This window comes from Nodosilinea sp. FACHB-131 (genome assembly GCF_014695395.1).
In the GTDB taxonomy this organism is placed as follows: Bacteria; Cyanobacteriota; Cyanobacteriia; order Phormidesmidales; family Phormidesmidaceae; genus Nodosilinea.
This window is the reverse complement of sequence record NZ_JACJOF010000016.1, coordinates 21,274-41,926: the sequence shown is the minus strand read 5'-3', so window position 1 is coordinate 41,926 and position 20,653 is coordinate 21,274. Positions and strand designations below refer to the sequence as shown.

Sequence of the window (20,653 nt, the reverse complement as noted above, 5' to 3'; positions counted from 1 at the left end):
GCGATGGTAGGTGCTCTTGACGGCTGAGCGTTAAGTGTAACCGGCTGCCACCTTAGGCTGCCTGTTCTACCGCTTCGGCAGTTGTGGCGAGGGGAATAACAGGGGCAGACTGAGAAGTGAAGCTGTTCCACTGGTTGAGGTATGCAGTGAGGTGGCGATCGCCCTCAGTGATGCGATCGCCCACCACCTCCCGCACTCGCTCCTCCTCCTCCAGATATTGCTCTGCACTAAAGAAGCCGGCAAACCTCGCCGTTCGCAGCCATACCAGGTAGGTACTCAGCGCATCGTACTGGTTCTGCTCCACAATGGAGCGCAGATTCCCGTCAACCCACCAGTTCACCACATCATGGGGCTCTAGCCCCACCTGTCCAGGAATGCCCATTGCCGCCGCCAGCTCATGCAGGGTAGGGGTAGCAATTCCCCAGCCGCTGAGCACGCTTTTCAAATCGATATGGGCATCGCCGTGGCGGCTAAAGTAATCGCTGCCCCAGCCTTTGTCGGCCCGGCGGCAAAAATCTACCGCTGCAATGCCTGCCACTAGCCCGCGCTGAAGCAAAGTTGGCAGGTCAGCAGTTTGAGAATTAAAGCCCACCAGCTGAGGATGGTGTTGCCCCAGATAGCCCAGAAAAGTCGAGATGAGTTCTCCTTCATCCATGGGGCGATCGGGCTGTCTGGGTAGAGTAGTCAGACGCAAATTAATCTCACCGTTGGTTTGCTGCTCTCGCACCACCGCTGAGACAGCCACCACACGGCACAGTGCTGTTTTGAGATGGGGCCGAGGTTTTTCTGCAGTGGCCCCAGCCTTAGCCCACATCACCTCAAATACCTCAGCATCCGATAGCGTTGCTGGCAGGCCATACACACGCCGTCCCGATGTTGGGTCAGGCACCCATTCCAAGTCAAAGGCGCATACGTGCCGACCAACGGATTTGAACATGGCTACCCCCTGAAAGTGCTAAAAACTTACCCAGGCTGTTGCCCGGATGCTGTTTCTAATATTCCCAAGGTGCTTAGCCTAGGGAACCTGCCAGGCGCGCTGGTGATAATCGTCGGGTTCGGGAAAAAGATCAACGGGTTCGCCATGGTGATGCCCGTGGTCATGGCCGTGCCCGTGGTTATGGCCATGACCTTGTGCGTGAGCATGCCCGTGGTCATGCCCGTGACCGGGCTGACCACCCCCGGCGGCAAGGCGAAATTTGCACATTTCGCAGTTCATTGCCACCTGGCCTAGATGAGTTTCGACTTCGCGATCGCGCAAAATCTGCATCAGTTGAGGATGGCTTCCCATCTCTGGCAAATAGCTCACCATCTGCTCTGGATAGGCTACCTGCTCCTGCTCACAGATACCCATAATTTTCTTGATCAGTACCCCTGTAAAGAGGAAGTAAGGCAGCACAATAATGCGTTTCGGCTCATACATCCGAGCGCGGCGAAATCCCTCTTCTAAGCGGGGATGGGTAATGCCGATAAAGCAGATTTCAACAGTTTTATAGCGGCTGCCCTCCCATACAATGCGGGCTAGCTTATAGACATCGCCGTTGGCATCCGGGTCGCTGGCTCCCCGGCCCACAAACAGCAGCACCGTGTCTTCGCGGGCAATGCTATTTGGGTTAAATCTAGGACTGTCTAGCTCCGCCAACCGCTCCTGCCAAAGCTGAATGATGGCCGGGGTAATGCCGAAGTGGCGACCGTAGTGAAAGGTTACCTGGGGGTGGCGCTGGCGAGCCCGATCCAATTCGTTGGTGACATCAAACTTGTTGTGGCGAGCGGCAAACAGCAAAATTGGCAGTACCGAAATGTCGGTGTAGCCCTTCTCCACACACAGATCTACTCCGTCTTGAATCGTCGGTTCTGTTAACTCTAAAAAGCAGGGAATTACGGGACGAGAGGTGTCGAGTTCTTGGTAGGCGGCAGCAAATTCTAGAACGCGATCGCGCCCCTCCGTATCTCGGCTACCATGGCCCACCAGCAGCAGCGGTCGCTGAGTCGGCAGCGGCGACCAAGTACCCATAGCGCTGGGCGAAAAATCATTGGGGGTAGTGATAATCGGTGCGATCGCCATAGGTGCTCAAAATGCCGCAGTGATACTAAATCTAACCCTCAGTCCAGCCTAACGATATCACTAGTGAAAATTTGGCCCACAGCAGCCTAGGAGCAAACGCTAACCTAGACCCAGTTCAACCCTCAAAGCCAAATTGACCGTTGGATAATTCAAAGCCAGGGGCAAAATGACTATAAAATCGCAGCCAGATAAAATTCAGTCTGCTTGGTTATCTTAGCCCAGGCCAGAGCATAGAACCATCCTGGGGGTGGGCATTACCACTATGGAAGAACTTACCAACGAAAAGCAGGAAACCTGGCGCGATCGTCTGCGCGGCCACTTAGATACCACCGACACGATGCCTGGGCGGGTAGTCAATGGCGCGATCGTGCTGCTGATCTTTCTATCAGCCGCCATTTTTGTCATTAAAAGCTACCCCATCTCTTCGGCCTTAGATGAATGGCTGGACGTTCTCGACTGGCTAATCGTGCTGGCGTTTACCCTCGAGTACGGTCTGCGCCTTTGGACAGCCCCACGCCCATGGCAGTATGCCTTTAGCCTCTACGGCCTGATCGACCTAATCGCCATTCTGCCCTCTTGGGTTGGCGTCTTTGACGTTCGCTTTCTGCGCTTTTTTAGGTCACTGCGAATTTTGCGCTTAGTGCGCATCTTCAACGACCGGCTCTGGTTCGGCCAAGTAACCAGCACCGACAGCCTAATCTTGATTCGCATTTTGCTCACCCTGGGAGCAATTATTTTTATCTACTCCGGCCTAATTTTTCAGGTCGAGCACCCCAGCAACCCCGAAGCTTTTGGCACGTTTCTAGACGCGCTCTATTTCGCCGTGGTCACGATGACTACTGTAGGCTACGGCGACGTTACCCCGATCTCAGAAACCGGGCGAGGGCTCACAGTGATGATGATTCTGACCGGCATTGCCCTCATCCCCGCTCAAATCAGCAGCTTGATTCGGCAACTGGGCAAAGTTTCCCAACCGCAGCACTTGCCCTGCCCTGGCTGCGGCCTCACCCTCCACGATGACGATGCCCAATTTTGCAAACGTTGCGGTACTCTTCTAGAGCCCTAGTTAGTTAAAGACCTTCAGTCGCGCTGTTCGCTCAGTAACAAACCATAACGATTATTGAAAAAACAAATATGCCTTTTACCGGATACGGTCTTTCCGGTACAATGACCACCCAAAAGCCCCGTCAGCCCAGTCCTCGGTGCTGGCTGCGCAGTTCATACGTTTTTGTCAGCCTCAGCCCTGAGTCTGTCTAGCCCATCTCAGTTAGGACGTTCCATGACTTCTGTGCTCCATCGCCCCACCGACGACGCCAAACTGTCCGATCTTCCTGAAGATGTCAGGGCTAGGCTGCAAGACCGCTTCAAGCTTGTAGTGCCCGCCCGCTCCGCCGCCGACCCCTCTCCTGCCCCCGTGCTCGACGCCGCTCCCCCCAAAGACCCAAATGTTCAGCCGATCGTTTCCCTCAACAACGTTGAGAAGGTCTACGCCAACGGCAGCAAGGCTCTGGCAGGTGTAAATCTAACCGTCAATCCCGGCGACTTTCTCTTCGTCACTGGCCCCTCGGGCTCAGGCAAATCGACCCTGCTCAAACTGCTCTACGGCTACGAACGCCCCACAGGCGGCAACATTCTCGTGGGCGATGAACCCATTTCTGAGCTGCGGGGCAACCGCTTAGCCATGATGCGCCGCCGTATTGGCGTCGTATTTCAAGACTATAAGCTGATTCCTAAGCGCACTGTGGCCGAGAATGTGGCCTTTGTGCTGTGGGCCCAGGGCTTTACCCGCAAAGAAATTCACCGCCGCCTCTGGCCCACTCTCAAAATGGTTGGTCTCCAGGGCAAAGCCCAGTGCTTCCCCGACGAGCTCTCTGGCGGTGAGCAGCAGCGGGTCAGCATTGCCCGTGCCGTAGTCAGCACTCCCCCGCTGCTGCTGGCCGACGAGCCCACCGGCAACCTAGATGCGGAGAACTCCCTTCAGGTGATCAAGATCCTCAAAAAGCTCAACTCCATCGGCATTACTGTCATCGTCACCACCCACGATGAGCATCTAGTCCGCATCTCAAACCACCCAGTGGTGCAGATTAAGAACGGTCGCCTGCATCACCTGCGCCGGTAGTTTACGTTCCTTAACATCAACAGGTGCGCCTTATCCAATCAATAGGATAATGATCAGAGCTAACATTCAGGCGGTTTTCAACCTAGGCCGCTGAATGACTTTGGACTCTGAGAGGAACGTGCTTTGGTCAGTACAGCCCCGTTTAAAACAGCAAAATCACAAGAAATTTTCTCCGCTGCCCAAAACCTCATGCCGGGCGGCGTTAACTCTCCGGTACGAGCCTTCAAGTCGGTGGGCGGGCAGCCCATCGTATTTGACCGCGTCAAGGGCGCCTATATTTGGGATGTCGACGGTAACCAGTACATTGACTATGTCGGCACCTGGGGACCTGCTATCTGCGGTCATGCCCACCCCGAAGTGCTGGCGGCTCTGGCAGCGGCCTTAGAGAAGGGCACCAGTTTTGGCGCCCCCTGCTACCTTGAGAACGTGCTGGCTGAAATGGTGATTCAGGCGGTGCCCAGCATTGAGATGGTGCGCTTTGTCAACTCTGGCACCGAAGCCTGTATGGCCGTGCTGCGGCTAATGCGGGCCTACACCGGCCGCAACAAAATCATTAAGTTCTCAGGTTGTTATCACGGCCATGCCGATATGTTCTTGGTGCAGGCGGGCTCTGGGGTTGCAACCTTAGGCTTGCCTGACTCTCCAGGGGTGCCCAAATCAGCCACCAGCGACACTCTTACCGCTCCCTACAATGACCTTGAAGCGGTTAAGGCCCTCTTTGCCCAAAACCCTGGGGAAATTGCTGGGGTGATTCTAGAGCCGGTGGTGGGTAACGCTGGGTTTATCACCCCCGATGGCGGCTTTCTAGAAGGGCTGCGAGAAATCACCCGCGAAAACGATGCGCTGCTGGTGTTCGACGAAGTGATGACCGGCTTCCGCATTGCCTACGGTGGGGCTCAGGCCAAATTTAACGTCACTCCCGACCTCACTACTCTAGGTAAGGTGATTGGGGGCGGTTTGCCCGTAGGTGCCTACGGCGGTCGTCGCGACATTATGGAAATGATTGCCCCTGCTGGGCCGGTCTACCAAGCGGGCACCCTATCGGGCAACCCCCTGGCCATGACGGCAGGCATCAAAACCCTGGAGCTGCTCCAGCGGCCTGGTACCTACGACGAGCTCGATCGCCTGACGAAGAAGCTCATCGATGGTCTACTTCAGGTGGCGCGGGATGCGGGCCATGCTGTGTATGGTGGTCACATCAGCGCCATGTTTGGCATGTTCTTCCATGCGGGGCCGATCAGCAATTTTGAAGATGCCAAGGGGGCTGACCTGGAGAAGTTTAGCCGCTTCCACCGGGGCATGCTGGAGCGCGGAGTTTATCTAGCACCATCGCAGTTTGAAGCTGGGTTTACCTCCTTAGCCCATACCGATGCCGATATTGACGCTACGATCGCAGCCGCTCGCGACGTGCTGACAGCTCTGTAAGCTGTTCTGTCGGTTCGTCACTCTGAGCGGTGACGAACCCCAGGACAATGAGCCTACCTAAAACTAAACCCCGAACTCCTCAAGAGTCCGGGGTTTAGTTTTTTCTAGAAAGACTTTTCTAGGGCTATGACATCGCTTGGATGATGTAGTCGAAATAGGGCTGAGCTTCAGCAGCGTCTTCGTCAGACAGCAGATTGAGGGAAGCCTCTTTCAGACAGCGAATGGCTTCAGCCATACCGGGCACGGGCACGTCTAGAGCGTTGTACATTTCGCGGACGCCTACGATGCCAATGGCCTCAATGGGGGTCTGATCACCCGCTAGCACACCGTAGGTGACTAGGCGCAAATACCAGCCGTAGTCACGAATGCAGAGGGCGCGCTGCTTTTGGCCATAGGCATTGCCGCCGGGGGCGATGAAGTCGGGCCGTCGCCGCCATAGCTCTCTGCTGGCCTGGTCAACAATCTTTTTCTCGTTCTCAGACAAGGTAGCGGCAATGCGGGTGCGCTGCTCGCCAGTCTTCAAAAATTCTTCGATGGCCTTGAGCTCGCCGGTGGTTGGGTAGCGCAGCTCGTCGTCGGCATTCAAAATAACTTGGCTAACAACAGACATAGTTAAAAATGACGGGATGACCTTTTTCCATAGATAGTTTAACGACTTGGGGGTCATCAGGGAAAGTTAAATTCTCATTTAGTTGCCAATGTCAAAGGCGCTCCAGATGGGTTAACTGAGACGACAACCAAGCTAAAACGTCCATTCTATGGGGAATTTTTAGGGATTGCTCAGTGTTCTTCTGGTGAGAATGTAGGGCGTTTTCGTAACGCTTTTGCAACAATTGGCTAGGTGAAAAGGTCAGCACGGGGGCGGAAGCGTTCGGTTTGGCGGAGCTCTTCGTAGAGGGCTTTTTCGCGCTCGCTTAGCCCCGTCGGCACCACTACCTCTAGCTCCACAATTTGGTCGCCCCGGCCTTCTTTGCCAACGGGGTAGCCCCGCCCCGGCAGCTGAAGGACTTGCCCAGTCTGCGCCCCCTGGGGCAGAGTGGTGCGCACGGGGCCATCCAGCGTGGGGATATCGATGGTGCTGCCCAGGGCAGCCTCGCTAGGGGTGATAGGCAGCCGGCAGTACACATCGTTGCCCCGAAGGGTGTAGAACGGGTGCGGATCAACCTGAATGCGCAGGTACAGGTTGCCACCGCCTACGCCCTGGCCTCGCAGGCGAATGCGCTGCCCGGTGACCATACCAGCGGGCATATTGACCTCTAGCGATCGCCCATCCTCTAAACGAATGCGCTCTCGCCCGCCCCGAAAGGCTTTTTCGAGGGGCACGGTGAGGTCGGCCTCGGCATCGCGGCGGCCGGTGCTGGTGGGCGGGCTGTAGGTAGCGGTGTTGGCAGGGTAGCCATCGTCGTCGCTAGCACTACGACGGGGCGGGCGACGGTTGAGGAGCTGGTCGACAAAGACGTTGAAGTCGGGAAATTCGCCAAAGCCAAAGTCTTCTAAGGAAATCCGCCCGCCGAAAAGATCGCTGACGACCGATTTGCCCTGGCCTTTCTTAAAGCCCTCCTGCTGCCAGTACTCGCTAAATTTCTCGTACTGAGCGCGCTTTTCGTCGTCGGAGAGCACGGTGTAGGCTTCGCTGAGCAGCTTAAATTGATCCTCTGCCGCCTGGTCGCCGGGGTTGAGGTCGGGGTGGTACTGCCGGGCTAGCTTGCGGTAGGCCTGCTTGATGTCGCTAAAGGTTGATTCTCTGGAAACCCCCAGAATGTCGTAGTAGTTCCGAAAGTTCTCCATGCAGGGTGGATGGGTGGGCGGGGTAGAAGAGTGGGGTGGGCGGGTAGGGGGTGGATGGTCTTGTTTGCCGATTCATCCCCCTACTTGGCAGGGTGAGGTGAAGGGTGGTTTAGAGCCACTCGTCGCGATCGCTCCAGTTGTCGCCGTCATAGCGGGGGGCAGGGCGGCGATTGTCTTGGCGTGGGGGCTCCGGTCTAGCAGCATCAGTCCTTCGTTCGAGGGGTGCGGACCGGGAGCGATTCTCTGGCGCTGGATTTTCAGCAGGGCGGTTCGACGTGGGCGGCCCCCAGAGGTCATCCTCCCAGCTGTTGTCTTGGCGAGGGGCAGCAGGGGCGGTATTGGATCGAGCTTCTGGTCTAGGCTCTGGCGGAGACGGGTTGCGAGCGTAAGGGTCATAGCCCTGATTGTCGTAGCTACGGTTCCCAGAGCGCTCTGCTCTGGCATCGCGATCGCCGGCATCGCCGTAGCCTGGCTCAGGGGGGCTAGGTCGGTCGTAGCGTGGGTCATCGTAGCCCGCTTGACCGTAGTCAGCATCGCTATAGCTGGGGCGAGCAGGTTCAGGGTTTTGCGTTCTGGGGGCGTCCTCTGCGGGGAATCGACCGTAGTCTTGCCCATAGTCTTGACGGCCATAGCTGGACTGGTCGTAGCCACGATAGTCGCCGGCAGCGGATTGAGTATCGCCTGATGGTCTGTAGTCTTGGCGATCGTAATCCTGGCGATCGTAGCCAGGTTGCCCATAGTCTTGGCGACCGTAGTCCGAGGCGGGGGGCTGGGGACGGCTAGGTTCTTGAGGACGGTCGTAACCATTGCCATAGCCCTGGCTGTCATAACCAGAGTTGCCGTAGCTAGAGCCGCCGCTGGGGCGTTCACTATACCCCTGACTGCCATAGCCCTGATCGCTGTAGCCTGGGCTGCCGTAGTTTGGGTTGTTGTAGCCCTGGCCGTTGTAGCCGGTCGTACCATAGGCACGGTTGTCGTAGGCTGGGCTACCGTAGCGTTGGCCGCCCGCTCCACCACGATTGTCGTAGTCCCAATCTTCATCCCAATTGCCCCAAGAGGTGGAGCCCTGGTAGCCGTAGTTGGGCCGCGCATCCAGGTCATCGTCGAAGGAGAAGGTCTTCTTCAAGGTATTGCCGATCTGGCCTAAAATACCGCCTTCAGGAGCATCTTCAGCTTCGTAGAGGTAAGCCTCGCGGTTGAGGTCGTAGAGTTCGTCTTGCAATTCGGCCTGGGCAATATCGATGCCGCGCTCGTCGCTTTTCTCGAGGTAGTCGCGCAGCTCTTGCACTAACCCTTCGATACGGCGACGGCGATCGCGGGCAAACTGCATGCCAAAGTCGAGGGCCACCTCCCGCAGCAGTCGCTCGGCCTGGAAAGTCAGCGCTTCGGCTCGGTTGCGCTTTTCAACTCGCTCGCGCTGGAGGCGATCGGTTTCAGCGAACTCCTCCGCCTCGCGGATCATCCGCTGCACTTCGCCTTCTTCTAGATTAGAAGCGCCCTGCACGGTCAGACTCTGCTCGCGTCCAGTGGTCTTATCCATCGCCGACACCTGCAGAATGCCGTTGGCGTCGATGTCAAAGGACACCAACACCTGGGGCACGCCGCGCGGCGCGGGGGGAATGCCCATCAGCTTGAAGCGCCCCAGGGACTTGTTGTCAGCCCCCATCTCGCGCTCGCCCTGGAGCACGTGTACTTCCACTGAGGTTTGGTTGTTCTCAGAGGTAGAGAAAATATCCGATCGCCGCACCGGGATCGTGGTGTTGCGCGGAATCACCTTCTTCATCACGCCGCCGATGGTCTCTAGCCCCAGGGACAGCGACGTGACATCCAGCAGCATGATGTCCTGCACTTCCTGGGTGATGATGCCCGCCTGCACGGCAGCGCCCACAGCCACAGCTTCGTCAGGGTTCACATTCTGGCTGGGCTCGAGGCCAATCAGACCGCGCACCAGGTCCTGCACCATGGGCATGCGGCTGCCGCCCCCCACTAGCACTACCTCGTCAATGTCATTGGGAGTGAGGCCTGCATCGCTGAGCGCCTGCTTGAGGGGAGCGCGCAGAGCGCTGACCAGATCGCCACAGAGGCCTTCGAACTGCGATCGGCTCAGGCGTGTCTCGATGTGCTTAGGGCCTTCAGGGCTAGCGGTAATAAACGGCAGGCTAATCTCGGTGCTGGCCACGCCCGACAGCTCAATCTTCGCTTTCTCAGCCGCCTCAGTTAGTCGCTGTAGGGCCTGGCGATCTTTACGCAGGTCAATGCCTTCTTTTTCAAGAAACTCATCGGCCAGCCAGTCGACAATTTTGGTGTCGAAGTTGGTGCCCCCTAGCTGGGTATCGCCCGAGGTCGATCGCACCTCAAATACCCCATCGCCCACATCGAGAATCGACACGTCAAAGGTGCCACCCCCTAGGTCAAATACTAGGATGGTCTCGTTTTGCACCTGGTCGAGGCCGTAGGCCAACGCCGCTGCCGTCGGTTCATTCAAAATGCGCTTGACTTCCAGCCCAGCAATCCGCCCGGCGTTGCGGGTGGCCTGGCGCTGGGCGTCGTTAAAGTAGGCGGGCACGGTGATCACCGCCCCGGTCACCGGCTGGCCCAGGTAGCGGCTGGCCTCATCTGCCAACTTGCGCAACACAATGGCCGAAATTTCTTCAGGGGCAAAGTCTTTTTCGAGGCGGGGGCAGCGAATTTTAACGTTGCCCAGATCATCGCGGCGGATAGTGTAGGGCACTCGCTTAGACGATGGGTCAAGCTCAGCGTAGCGACGCCCCATATAGCGCTTAACGCTATAGAAGGTGTTTTGGGGATTGAGCACTGCCTGCCTACGGGCCATCTGCCCCACCAGCCGCTCGCCCTCCTTGCTAAAGGCCACCACCGAAGGCGTAGTCCGCATCCCTTCGGCGTTGGCAATAACTACCGGCTTGCCGCCCTCCATTACAGAGACCACGGAGTTGGTCGTACCCAGGTCGATGCCAACTACTTTTCCCATGCGCTCTGGCGTCTCCTTATCTGTCGGACTGCGTGCTCAATGAAGGTTAGCACCGAGGGGGCATCGCTTCTGCCAACCTACTTACATCAACTTTCTTAATGATAGTCTGTCACAGGCTGGCCTAGATTCTACCGCACGGCTTTTGGAGGCTTGGTTAGGGTAGAAAGGGAGCTGAGGGGAGTGATTGGATTATCGGTATCTCTGAGCCTGGGAATGGCCTAGACTGGAGCTATCTTGAGAGCGCTTAGCCTTCTTTGGTTTATGGTGCAGACGCGGCCCAGGTTCTATAGTTTTGAAGAGTATCTGGCCTACGACGACGGCACGGAACATCTTTACGAGCTATTTAATGGAGAACTGATCGAGGTGCCGCCAGAGTCGGGCTACAACACCAGCGTTGCTTTTTTTCTATCTATTCAGCTAGCGGCTCTGGTGGGACATTTGAGAGTAAGGCTTCACGGTCTAGAGCTTGAGGTCAGGGGCGAACCGAAGAATCGTTTTCCTGACCTGACGGTGATTCAGCCTGAACACATTGAGCTGTTGGCGAAGCGCAACACCATTCGCCTGACAATGCCACCCCCAGCGCTAGTGGTCGAGGTAGTCAGCCCTGGAGAATTGCAGTGGGAGCGCGACTATGTGGCCAAGCGTGCCCAGTACGAAGACTTAGGTATTTCTGAGTACTGGATTATCAACCCCCAAGATCGCACAGTGCTGGTGCTGGCGCAGCAGGATCAGGGGTTTGCCCCGGTAGGAACCTTTGCTAGAGAGCAACGGATAGAGTCAGCCCAGTTTGCCGTCACCCTAACCGCCGCTCAGCTTTTTGCGGCGGGGTTGCCAGAATAGGACGCCATAGTTAGAGGTGCAGTTGTAGTAATCGCCGATCGCGCCCTGCCCGCAGACTTTCAAAGACAATCCTTAGGGTAACCACCCTCTATGCGCATCAACCTGAATATTCCTGACGAAGTCGCCCAGTGTCCAACCTTTTCTAGGTCCGATTGGCTGCGGGAAATGGCAATTTCCCTGTTTGAGCAGGAGCGGGTTACCTTGGGCATCGCCAGCCAGATTGCAGGCATTCACCTGATGGAGTTTCAAAAAATCATCGGCAGTCGCGGCGTTTGTGCCCACTACGATGCCGAAGAATTTGCTGACGACATTAAAAACCTGCGCAGCCGGGGTTGGCTATGACCATTGTGAGCGATGCTTCATCCCTGGGCAGCTTGGCTCTGGTTGACTATCTCTGGCTGCTGGAGGCGCTCTACGGCACTGTGGTGATTTCAGAGGTGGTGGCGCAGGAGTTGGCAACGGCTAAAAATGCTCGCATTCAAGCGGTGCTGTCGGTCAATTGGGTTAAGGTGCAGGTGCCGACAGAGAGCGCGATCGCCCAGGTTCAGCAACAGGGCAAGCAGTTCGACCTGGGCGAAACCCAAACCCTGGCCCTAGCCCTCCAACTCCACGCCGACGAGTTGTTGATCAACGAGCGCAGAGGACGGCAGGTCGCCCAAGCGCTGGAGTTGTCAGCCATTGGCATCGTCGGCATTGTTATCGTCGCCAAGCAGCGGGCGCTGATTCCCAGCGTGCGGCGGGTGATGGATGCCCTAGTGGAGCTAGCTGGTTTTCGCATCAGCCACCAGCTTTACCAAAAGGTTCTTAAGTTTGTTGATGAAATCTAAGGCGGCAGCGGATAGGGTTTAGGGTTTGAGGTTCAGGGTTCAGGGCTGCACCTTAGACCTCAGACCGGCCTTAGACCTCAGACCGGCCTTAGACCCTGGACCTGACACCTTAAACCCGTCAGCCCCTGATACCCGGCAACTCCCCAGGTTCCCCATCAAAATGACAGAATCCCTAGGTACACTGTCTTTAATGCAATAGTCCCCCCGCTCCAGGTTTTGTGATGACGGCCACCGTTCCCGCTCTCTCCGCCCAGTACGACCCCACGCAGACCGAAACCAAGTGGCAGGCCCAGTGGGAAGAGAACCAGGTCTTTAAAGCCGACCCCGACCACCCCGGCGAGCCTTACTGCGTGGTGATTCCGCCGCCGAACGTGACCGGCAGCTTGCACATGGGCCACGCCTTTGAGAATGCGCTAATTGACACCCTGGTGCGCTACCAGCGCATGGCTGGGCGCAATACCCTGTGGCTGCCGGGCACCGACCACGCCAGCATTGCGGTGAGCACGATTTTAGATCGGCAGTTCCAGGCCGAGGGGTTGAAGAAGGAGGATGTGGGGCGCGATCGCTACCTGGAGCGCGCCTGGGAATGGAAGGCTGAGTCAGGCGGCACTATCGTCAATCAGCTGCGCAAGCTGGGCGTTTCGGTGGATTGGTCGCGGGAGCGCTTCACAATGGATGAAGGGCTCAATACTGCGGTGCTGACCGCCTTTACTCAGCTCTACGACGAGGAGCTGATCTACCGGGGCAACTACATGGTCAACTGGTGCCCCGCCAGCCAGTCGGCAGTGTCTGACCTGGAGGTGGAGCAGCGGGAGGTGGACGGCCATCTGTGGCACTTCCGCTACCCCTTTACCGACGGCTCGGGCTACCTGGAAGTGGCCACTACCCGGCCCGAAACTATGTTGGGCGACACAGCGGTGGCGGTCAACCCTAACGACGATCGCTACCGGGATATGGTGGGCAAAACTTTGACGCTGCCCATTGTCAACCGCGAGATTCCGGTGATTGCTGACGAGTACGTGGATGCGGAGTTTGGCACTGGCTGTGTCAAGGTCACCCCTGCCCACGACCTCAACGACTTTGCCATGGGCCAGCGCCACAACCTGCCCATGATCACCGTCATGAACAAAGACGGCACCATGAACGAAAACACCGCCCATTTTCAGGGGCTAGACCGCTTTGAGGCCCGCAGTGCGGTGGTGCGTCAGCTCGATAACGAAGGCTTTCTGGTACGCATCGAGGACTACCACCACACGGTGCCCTATAGCGATCGCGGCAAGGTGCCCATCGAGCCGCTGCTCTCCACTCAGTGGTTCGTCAAAATTCGGCCTTTGGCAGACAAAGCGTTGGACTATCTCGACAACCGCCAAGAGCCCAAGTTTGTGCCCGAGCGCTGGACCAAGGTCTACCGCGACTGGCTGGTCAACCTCAAAGACTGGTGCATCTCGCGCCAACTGTGGTGGGGCCACCAAATTCCAGCCTGGTACGCCGTCAGCGAAACCAACGGCGAAATCACTGACGACACTCCCTTTTTCGTGGCAGCCACCGAAGCAGAGGCTAGGGAAAAGGCCACCGATCGCTACGGCGAATGGGTGGAACTGGTGCGCGACCCCGACGTACTCGACACCTGGTTTTCGTCAGGCCTGTGGCCCTTCTCAACCATGGGCTGGCCCGACGAATCGGCCCAGGATTTTCAGACCTACTACCCCACTACCACCCTGGTCACCGGCTTCGACATCATCTTTTTCTGGGTGGCCCGCATGACCCTGATGGCGGGGCACTTTACCGACACTATGCCCTTCGAGACCGTCTACATCCACGGCTTGGTGCGGGACGAAAACAACAAAAAAATGTCGAAGTCGTCCAACAACGGCATTGACCCGCTGGTGCTGATCAACAAGTACGGCACCGATGCCCTGCGCTACACCCTGATTCGCGAAGTCACTGGGGCGGGTCAGGATATTCGCCTGGAGTACGATCGCACCACCGACGAGTCAGTTTCGGTGGAAGCTTCTCGCAACTTCACCAACAAGCTGTGGAATGCCTCCCGCTTCGTGATGATGAACCTGGGCGGGCAGTCTCCCGCCAGCCTAGGCATGCCCGATGTGGCCAGTCTGGAGCTAGCCGATCGCTGGATTTTGTCTCGCTTTAACCGAGTTGTGCAGAGCGTGCGCGGCAACCTCGACCAGTACGGCATGGGCGAAGCCGCTAAAGACCTCTACGAATTTGTGTGGGGCGATTTTTGCGACTGGTACATCGAGCTGGTCAAGCCTCGTCTACAGGGGGAAGGCTCGTCGAAGTTTACTGCGGCTCAGCAGACCCTGGCCTTTGTGCTCGACGGCATTCTCAAGCTGCTGCACCCGTTTATGCCCCACATCACCGAGGAGCTGTGGCACACCCTCAACCAGGTTGGCGACGACGAGTTTTTGGCCGTGCAGCCTTACCCCACGGCGCAGCCTGGCCTCATTGATGATGCTCTAGAGCAGCAGTTTGCCCTGGTGTTTAACACCGTGCGCACCGTGCGCAACCTGCGGGCTGAGGCGGGCATCAAACCCAGCCTGCGCATCGAGACCATTCTCGAAAGTGAGAGCGACGACGAGCGCCACATTCTGCAAGCCACCGCCGACTACATCAAAGACTTAGGCAAAATCGACACTTTGGTGATTTTGGGCGGAAAGCAGCCGGTTTCTACAGCCCACAGCGGTGAAACGAGCGCTACATCGCTGAATTCCTCAACGGAGCTGAGCGACAACCCAGTGGTGGCCGAAGGGCAAGGCTTCTGGCACAACCTGCTGCCCCTGCTTGACGACCCTCTGCACTACGGCGACTTGTTTTTTACCGCTCTGCGCCGTCCCGCTTTTACCATGCTTTGGATTTTGGTGGGTTTGGTGGCCCTCAAGTTTACGGGGGCGTTGGTGAGCGCGGTTGACAGCACCCCCATCTTTGGTGCCCTGATGGAGCTGGTGGGGCTGTGGGTGACGGTTAACTTTGTGCGGCAGAACTTGCTCAGCGGGGGCGATCGCGCCCGCCTCAATCAGACCTACCAGCAGTGGCGGCACAAGGTGCTTGACCCCGATATCGCAGCGCCAGCTCCCACCCCGGGCCTGCTGCCTGCGCCCGTGCCCCAAGAAGGCAGCGACGACGGTGCCCCCACCCCCCACGATGAGGGTCGCGACACGGTTAGAGGGGATGGGGAGCAGAACCAAAAGCTGTTTGCTGGGGTCACCGGCACCGTGCAGGTACTCATTCCTCTGACGGGCGTGGTAGATGTCGATGCCCTCAGAGCCAAGGTGGAAAAAGACCTGGGCAAGGTGGAGGCGGAGATCAACTCGCTCTCGGGGCGGCTGAGCAACCCCGGCTTTGTGGATAAAGCCCCCGCCGATGTGGTGCAGGGAGCCCGCAATTCCCTAGCCGAGGCCGAGGCTCAGGCGACAATTCTCAAGGCGCGGCTGGCGATGCTGTAAGGGGCAATGGGACTCAATCCTTTGACGGCAAAATCCCCGAACGATTTCCCCTGCCCCGGAAAGCCTTACGGAAGGCGCTACCGCAAAGGACTGGGAATTTTGACTGAGCCATAGGGCATCTCACCAAACTGGGCTCAATCTTTGCATGCGTACACAGAGCAGATTCGTTGCCCGAGTCAAAACTGGCTCAGAGGTACGAGCATTTTTAACCCTGGCGGTGCCCCTGGCCGGAGCCCAAGTGGCTCAGGCTGCCGTCGGCTTCGTCGACACCCTAATGATGGGGCGGCTGGGGGCCGAGACCCTCGCCGCTGGCGGCCTGGCGGCCATTAGCTTTCAGCTACTGCTGGCGGTGATCGGCGGGTTTGTGATGACCGTGGGGCCGTTGGTGGCTCAAGCCTTTGGGGCGGGTGAAAAGGATCAGGTTGAGGCGATCGCCCGGCAGGGGTTTTGGCTCTCGCTAGGGCTGAGTCTGCCGATGATGGCGGTGCTGAGCCAGCTCGATCGGGTGCTGCTGGGGCTGGGGCAGCCCGAGGCGATAGCCACCCTCACCACCCCATACTTTCAAGGAATTCTGTGGGGCGCGTTTCCGGCCCTGGCTTTTGCCATGCTGCGGGGCTACGCGGCGGCCCTGGCCGAGGCCCAGGTGGTGATTGTGATTGTGCTAGTGGGCACGGTCTTCAACATTGTGGGCAACTATGCCCTGGGGTTTGGCAAATGGGGCTTCCCGGCTCTGGGGCTGGGAGGGTTGGGGCTGTCTAGCGGGTTAAGCTACTGGCTGATGTTTGGGCTGTTTTTGCTCTACACCCTCAGGCACCCCAATTTGAAGGCATACCGCTTTTGGCGCGGGTGGCACCGAGTGCAACCTCGGCTAGTCGGTCGGTTGATGGGCATGGGGGGCGAGATCGCCGTCACCATCGCTCTAGAATTCAGCCTGTTTGCCGTGGTGACGTTTTTGATGGGGATACTCAGCCCTGAGGTGCTGGCCGCCCACCAAACCGTATACCAAACCATTTATCTAATCTTTATGGTGCCCTTAGGCATGTCCTACGCGACGACGGCGCGGGTGGGGCTGGCGTTTGGCCAGCAGGATATGAACGCGGCAAGGCGGGCGGGGTATGTGGCGATGGCGATCGCCGCTGCCTTTATGCTGCTGGCCACCCTGGGGCTACTGCTGTTTCGCCAGTCCATCATTGGCCTATATCTAGATCTGCGCGACCCGGCCAATGGCCCGGTAGTCGCCCTGGCCCTGCCGATGCTTTTTGTCGCGGCCCTGGCCCAGGTCACCGATGGCGTTCAGCGGGTCGCCTCGGGAGCGCTCTACGGGCTGCAAGATACCCGCATGCCCATGGTGCTCAGCGGGCTAGCCTTCTGGGGTGTGGGGCTGACCACGGGCTACCTCCTGGGGTTTTGGCTTGGCCTCGACGGGGTCGGGCTGTGGATTGGTCAGTCCATTGGGGTGGCCACCGCCGGCATCATTTTTGTGGTGCGCTTCCATCGTTTGACCGGCCCCACCCGGACGGTCTGACGGTGGCGGAGCAAAAGATCCAGGGCCATGGTGAGCCAGGATCAGTAGATCACAAACACGTTTTCTTGCCATAATCCAGCCCACCCTGCGGGAAGCAAGCTACACCCTAAATCCCTCTCTCAAGCTGGGAGAGAGACTTTGAAGTCTAGTTCCGTCTCCCCTCTCCTTCCTGGGAGAGGGACTGGGGGAGAGGGTTAGCAAGGCCTTTGTGATCTACTGAGGATAGTTTATGGACGTGCGGTTTCGTAGCGAATGAGGCGACGAATGGTGTCTGTAGAAACATTCAGCCGCTGCGCCATTTCTGCCTCAATGGCCGATGGCGATCGCAGCGGTAGGTAAAAGTCGAGGGTGCGAGGCACCGGCTTCACCACAATCACCTCAACCCGAGTCGCCCGGCGATCGCCCTCAGCAGCCGGATCCTGACCATCGTTGTCGATGACAGCGCGAATGCTGAGAATGCCTTCGTCCTGCGCCGCTGCATTGGTCGCCAAGACCAGAGGAGCGATCGCCCGGCCTGCCACCCCCAGGTAGTGATGAGTCCAACCATAGCCAGCCAGCCAAAATGTGGCCCCCAACAGCCCCAGGGGTAGCCAAAACTCAAGGCCAGAGTGAGTAAGGAGACGTTTGAGCGCAGGCATAGGCGATGGGGAAAATTGGGAAGTGGGTAATGTAGGGGATGATTCTCAAGCTTAACGTCACCAGCATCACATCCACCCATCTACCCGTCCACCCGCCCACTCATCCACCTGCCCATCCACCCCTCTCCTCCTCACACTTCCCTTAGGTAAACTAATTAATGGTAAACAGCAGGTTAAGCTAGCAAAGCGAGATTTGTAGCCCTGACAACACTTGCTGCGTTATCCCAATAGGTGCCAACCCACAGCCAGCTAGAACAAGCCCTGTAGGCCCTAGGCACCGAGCCCTGACAATGCCCTCGCTAAGCTCGTGCGACACCTGACTCGCACCCATCAAAGGCAAGTGCGATCGCTTCAGCATTCGTGAACTCCGCACCTAAGCCCGTCTTATTCCATCGACTCACCTCCCATTCACTTGTCTCCCCATATCCCCATGTTTACTCGCAGCCGCAAACATCTTACCCAGTGGCTCATGCTGACTATGGGCAGCGTTTTTGTGGTGTTTGGCGGGCTGCTCTACGTGATTGAGGTAGAGCGAGAACTCAACAAACTCGACCAGCAGCTCTACCGCGAAGCGGAGCTAATGATCAGCAGCGGCGGCGCCGACTCGTCGCCTAACCCGGCCTACCCCGTGCAGTTTCAGATCAAAACGGTGCCGCTGTTGGGGGGCAGCACCCTCAGCATTACCTCGGATCTGGTCTACGCCCGCTGGTACGACACCAACAACCATCTGCTGATGTTTTTTGGACCCTTGTCGGGCGATCGCCGCGACGTTCAGCCTGGCTATAAGACTCTGATCCACGAGGGCCAACGCGTGCGCCAAATGACGGTGCCCATTGAGTCGGAGGGGCAAACCCTGGGCCACCTAGAACTGGCCACTACCCTGGTGCCGGTGGAAACCGCCCTCAACCAAGTTCGACTGGTTTTAAGCCTGGGCCTGCCGGTGGGAGTGGGCCTGATTGGGCTGCTGAGCTGGTGGTTCGCGGGCCAGGTGATGCGGCCCATTCAGTTGTCGTACCAGCGATTAGAACAGTTTAGTGCCGATGCCAGCCACGAGCTGAGGTTGCCCATGGCCGCCATTCTCAATCAGGCCGAGCTGGGGCTGATGACGGCTTCGCCCCAAGAGCAGGTGGCGCGGCTCCAGCACATTGCCGAGCTGGCCCAGTCGATGGGGCGGCTGATTAACAGCCTGCTGGTGCTGGTGTCAGCCGATCGCTGGCCGGGCACCCAGCGGTGTAACCTCACCCTCTTGGTGAAAGACCTCGCCCGCGAGTATCAGCTTCAGGCCAAGGCTAAGGGGCTTTGGTGGCGGCTAGAGCTGCCCCAGGCCCCCCTCTGGGTCAATGGAGACGCCAATTTGCTCCGGCAGGCGATCGCCAACCTGCTCAGCAATGCCTGCCGCTACACCGCTACCGGGGGAGAGGTCGCCCTCTCCCTCAGCCACCGCCTCGACCGGATTATTATTACTGTGCAAGATAGTGGCATCGGCATTCCGGCGGCCGATTTGCCCCGCGTGTTTGACCGCTTTTACCGGGTTGACAAGACGCGATCGCTCGACACCGGCGGCTTCGGGCTAGGGCTGGCGATCGCCCAGCAAATCGTTCAGGCGCACCAGGGCAAACTGACTGTAGTCAGCACCGAAAACCAGGGGTCAACCTTCACCATTACCCTGCCGTTACTCCTGCCCGCCAGCGACCAGGGGCAACCGGCTTCCCCGCAGACCTCGGGCCACAAGGCGAGGTGTTAGACCCAACCCTACACAGATCTTTCGTCGGCCAGATTACTCCGGCAAATGTCTGAAACCCTCGTTCTACCGTTGACCGTCAAAAACTGTCCGGAGTGTTGTTCCTATGATCTTTAGTCGCAAAGTAGGGCTAGCGGCGTCTCTGCCCATGGTTTTGGCGATCGCAGCCTGCAATGGCGGCTCTTCTCCTACCGCTGACACCACCCCCAAACCTGCTCCGATGTCCGCTGGCGACGGCAGCGGCACCACTATTCCGATCGGCGGTGCTGGGGCGACCTTCCCCGCGCCGATTTTTCAACGCTGGTTCGACGCCTATAGCCGACACGTGGACTTCGATGTGCAGGTTAGCTACCGGGCTGTGGGCAGTGGCGCTAGCCTGGAGCAGTACATTGCCGGCACCGTAGACTTTGGCGCGTCTGAAGCCCCTATTACCGCTTCCGCAGAGCGCACCCAGGCTTTCGTCGATGCCTTTGGCTACAGCCCCATTCAGGTGCCGATAACTGGCGGTTTTCTATCGTTCTCCTATAACCTGCCTGGGATTGGTGATCGAGAACTACGCCTTTCCCGCGAGGTCTACTGCGGCATCGTCACGGGCGAAATTACCCAGTGGAGCGACCCTGCGATCGCAGCGATCAACCCCGATCTAGAGATACCTGACCTGCCCATCACCTGGGCTCACCGCTCTGACGGTTCGGGTACCACCTTTGTCTTTGTCAACCACATTGACACCGTCTGCGACGGCTGGACAGGCGGCGTTGGCACCTCCGTTGACTGGCCCGTGGGCATTGGCGGCCAGGGCAATGAGGGGGTAGCCGCTACGATTCAGCAAACTGAGGGCGCGATTGGCTATCTGTCCTACGCCTATGCTGCCCTCAAGGGCATCGATTCAGCGCTGGTAGAAAACAACGCTGGCAACTACGTCGAGCCCTCCCCCGAAACCGCAGGCAATGCCCTGCTCGATGAAGCGATACCGGACGACTTTGCCCTGCTTGTTCCCGACCCCACTGGCGAAAACGCCTACCCCATCGTCGGTCTAACCTGGATTCTGCTCTATAAGAACTACGAAGACGCAGCCAAGTGGAACGCCATGCGCGACGTGTTTGAGTGGTCCCTCGGCCCCGAAGGCCGCGCCATTGCTGAAGAGCTGCTCTATGTGCCTCTGCCTGAGCCTTTGGTGGAGCGGATTCAAGAGGTGTTTGATACCGTTAACGCGGGCTAATTTAGACCCCATTGCC

16 protein-coding genes are annotated in these 20,653 nt (G+C 58.1%); 10 read left to right on the top strand and 6 right to left on the bottom strand.

The features are described from left to right. Positions 1-52 precede the first annotated feature (52 nt). Together H6F75_RS10340 and H6F75_RS10335 are read right to left on the bottom strand one after the other, a co-directional pair. Complete coding sequence (locus tag H6F75_RS10340) at positions 53-937, bottom strand: hypothetical protein (protein ID WP_190751844.1); 885 nt, start codon at positions 935-937, stop codon at positions 53-55. 78 nt (positions 938-1,015) lie between these two features. Next, the gene (locus H6F75_RS10335; protein WP_347710640.1) at positions 1,016-2,011 is read right to left on the bottom strand and encodes a sirohydrochlorin chelatase; all 996 of its coding nucleotides are present in this window, start codon (positions 2,009-2,011) and stop codon (positions 1,016-1,018) included. A 313-nt stretch (positions 2,012-2,324) separates the two neighbouring features. Here H6F75_RS10335 and H6F75_RS10330 point away from each other — a divergent pair, with 313 nt between their 5' ends. From H6F75_RS10330 to hemL, 3 genes are all read left to right on the top strand, one after another. Continuing rightward, complete coding sequence (locus H6F75_RS10330) at positions 2,325-3,128, top strand: ion transporter (protein WP_190751840.1); 804 nt, start codon at positions 2,325-2,327, stop codon at positions 3,126-3,128. 213 nt (positions 3,129-3,341) lie between these two features. Then, the gene (gene ftsE, locus H6F75_RS10325; protein ID WP_190751838.1) at positions 3,342-4,181 is read left to right on the top strand and encodes a cell division ATP-binding protein FtsE; all 840 of its coding nucleotides are present in this window, start codon (positions 3,342-3,344) and stop codon (positions 4,179-4,181) included. A 123-nt stretch (positions 4,182-4,304) separates the two neighbouring features. Beyond that, complete coding sequence (gene hemL / locus H6F75_RS10320; protein WP_190751836.1) at positions 4,305-5,606, top strand: glutamate-1-semialdehyde 2,1-aminomutase; 1,302 nt, start codon at positions 4,305-4,307, stop codon at positions 5,604-5,606. A 124-nt stretch (positions 5,607-5,730) separates the two neighbouring features. Here hemL and apcD read toward each other — a convergent pair whose 3' ends face one another. From apcD to dnaK, 3 genes are all read right to left on the bottom strand, one after another. Beyond that, positions 5,731-6,216 carry an allophycocyanin subunit alpha-B gene (gene apcD, locus H6F75_RS10315; protein WP_073608745.1) on the bottom strand — a complete coding sequence of 162 codons (486 nt, stop codon included), beginning with the start codon at positions 6,214-6,216 and terminating at the stop codon, positions 5,731-5,733. Between the two features lie 227 nt (positions 6,217-6,443). Continuing rightward, positions 6,444-7,394, bottom strand: coding sequence for a J domain-containing protein (locus tag H6F75_RS10310; protein ID WP_190751834.1), 951 nt, complete (start codon positions 7,392-7,394; stop codon positions 6,444-6,446). 109 nt (positions 7,395-7,503) lie between these two features. Then, positions 7,504-10,383 (bottom strand): molecular chaperone DnaK, encoded by a 2,880-nt coding sequence (gene dnaK, locus H6F75_RS10305; RefSeq protein ID WP_190751832.1) that lies wholly within the window; start codon positions 10,381-10,383, stop codon positions 7,504-7,506. A 261-nt stretch (positions 10,384-10,644) separates the two neighbouring features. Between dnaK and H6F75_RS10300 the strand changes: the two genes are divergently transcribed. The 5 genes from H6F75_RS10300 (at position 10,645) to H6F75_RS10280 (ending at position 17,039) form a co-directional block, all read left to right on the top strand. Next, entirely contained in the window at positions 10,645-11,223 is a 579-nt protein-coding gene (locus H6F75_RS10300; RefSeq protein ID WP_190751829.1) for a Uma2 family endonuclease, read from the top strand. Positions 11,224-11,313: 90 nt separating this feature from the next. After that, the gene (locus H6F75_RS10295; RefSeq protein WP_190751828.1) at positions 11,314-11,565 is read left to right on the top strand and encodes a UPF0175 family protein; all 252 of its coding nucleotides are present in this window, start codon (positions 11,314-11,316) and stop codon (positions 11,563-11,565) included. After that, a complete protein-coding gene (locus H6F75_RS10290) occupies positions 11,562-12,050 on the top strand; it encodes a DUF3368 domain-containing protein (RefSeq protein ID WP_190751825.1) in 489 nt (162 codons plus the stop codon). Before H6F75_RS10295 ends, H6F75_RS10290 begins: the two co-directional genes overlap by 4 nt. 221 nt (positions 12,051-12,271) lie before the next feature. After that, on the top strand, positions 12,272-15,514 hold the full coding sequence (locus tag H6F75_RS10285) for a valine--tRNA ligase (RefSeq protein ID WP_190751824.1): 3,243 nt from the start codon (positions 12,272-12,274) through the stop codon (positions 15,512-15,514). 145 nt (positions 15,515-15,659) lie between these two features. After that, positions 15,660-17,039 carry an MATE family efflux transporter gene (locus H6F75_RS10280; protein WP_190751818.1) on the top strand — a complete coding sequence of 460 codons (1,380 nt, stop codon included), beginning with the start codon at positions 15,660-15,662 and terminating at the stop codon, positions 17,037-17,039. 227 nt (positions 17,040-17,266) lie between these two features. On the opposite strand, the gene H6F75_RS10275 is transcribed toward H6F75_RS10280, so the two are convergent. Continuing rightward, positions 17,267-17,677, bottom strand: coding sequence for a hypothetical protein (locus tag H6F75_RS10275; RefSeq protein ID WP_190751816.1), 411 nt, complete (start codon positions 17,675-17,677; stop codon positions 17,267-17,269). 430 nt (positions 17,678-18,107) lie between these two features. Here H6F75_RS10275 and H6F75_RS10270 point away from each other — a divergent pair, with 430 nt between their 5' ends. Together H6F75_RS10270 and pstS are read left to right on the top strand one after the other, a co-directional pair. Further along, positions 18,108-19,421 carry a HAMP domain-containing sensor histidine kinase gene (locus tag H6F75_RS10270; protein ID WP_190751814.1) on the top strand — a complete coding sequence of 438 codons (1,314 nt, stop codon included), beginning with the start codon at positions 18,108-18,110 and terminating at the stop codon, positions 19,419-19,421. Positions 19,422-19,524: 103 nt separating this feature from the next. After that, positions 19,525-20,637, top strand: coding sequence for a phosphate ABC transporter substrate-binding protein PstS (gene pstS, locus H6F75_RS10265; RefSeq protein ID WP_190751812.1), 1,113 nt, complete (start codon positions 19,525-19,527; stop codon positions 20,635-20,637). The last annotated feature ends 16 nt before the right edge of the window (positions 20,638-20,653 follow it).

Bases quoted from the DNA above. Each gene is read 5' to 3' on its own strand.
- H6F75_RS10295 (WP_190751828.1), top strand. From the start codon at position 11,314: ATGCGCATCAACCTGAATATTCCTGACGAAGTCGCCCAGTGTCCAACC.
- H6F75_RS10280 (WP_190751818.1), top strand. From the start codon at position 15,660: ATGCGTACACAGAGCAGATTCGTTGCCCGAGTCAAAACTGGCTCAGAG.
- H6F75_RS10335 (WP_347710640.1), bottom strand. From the start codon at position 2,011: ATGGGTACTTGGTCGCCGCTGCCGACTCAGCGACCGCTGCTGCTGGTG.
- H6F75_RS10270 (WP_190751814.1), top strand. From the start codon at position 18,108: ATGTTTACTCGCAGCCGCAAACATCTTACCCAGTGGCTCATGCTGACT.
- H6F75_RS10310 (WP_190751834.1), bottom strand. From the start codon at position 7,394: ATGGAGAACTTTCGGAACTACTACGACATTCTGGGGGTTTCCAGAGAA.
- ftsE (WP_190751838.1), top strand. From the start codon at position 3,342: ATGACTTCTGTGCTCCATCGCCCCACCGACGACGCCAAACTGTCCGAT.
- dnaK (WP_190751832.1), bottom strand. From the start codon at position 10,383: ATGGGAAAAGTAGTTGGCATCGACCTGGGTACGACCAACTCCGTGGTC.
- H6F75_RS10340 (WP_190751844.1), bottom strand. From the start codon at position 937: ATGTTCAAATCCGTTGGTCGGCACGTATGCGCCTTTGACTTGGAATGG.
- pstS (WP_190751812.1), top strand. From the start codon at position 19,525: ATGATCTTTAGTCGCAAAGTAGGGCTAGCGGCGTCTCTGCCCATGGTT.
- H6F75_RS10285 (WP_190751824.1), top strand. From the start codon at position 12,272: ATGACGGCCACCGTTCCCGCTCTCTCCGCCCAGTACGACCCCACGCAG.
- H6F75_RS10290 (WP_190751825.1), top strand. From the start codon at position 11,562: ATGACCATTGTGAGCGATGCTTCATCCCTGGGCAGCTTGGCTCTGGTT.
- H6F75_RS10275 (WP_190751816.1), bottom strand. From the start codon at position 17,677: ATGCCTGCGCTCAAACGTCTCCTTACTCACTCTGGCCTTGAGTTTTGG.
- H6F75_RS10330 (WP_190751840.1), top strand. From the start codon at position 2,325: ATGGAAGAACTTACCAACGAAAAGCAGGAAACCTGGCGCGATCGTCTG.
- apcD (WP_073608745.1), bottom strand. From the start codon at position 6,216: ATGTCTGTTGTTAGCCAAGTTATTTTGAATGCCGACGACGAGCTGCGC.
- H6F75_RS10300 (WP_190751829.1), top strand. From the start codon at position 10,645: ATGGTGCAGACGCGGCCCAGGTTCTATAGTTTTGAAGAGTATCTGGCC.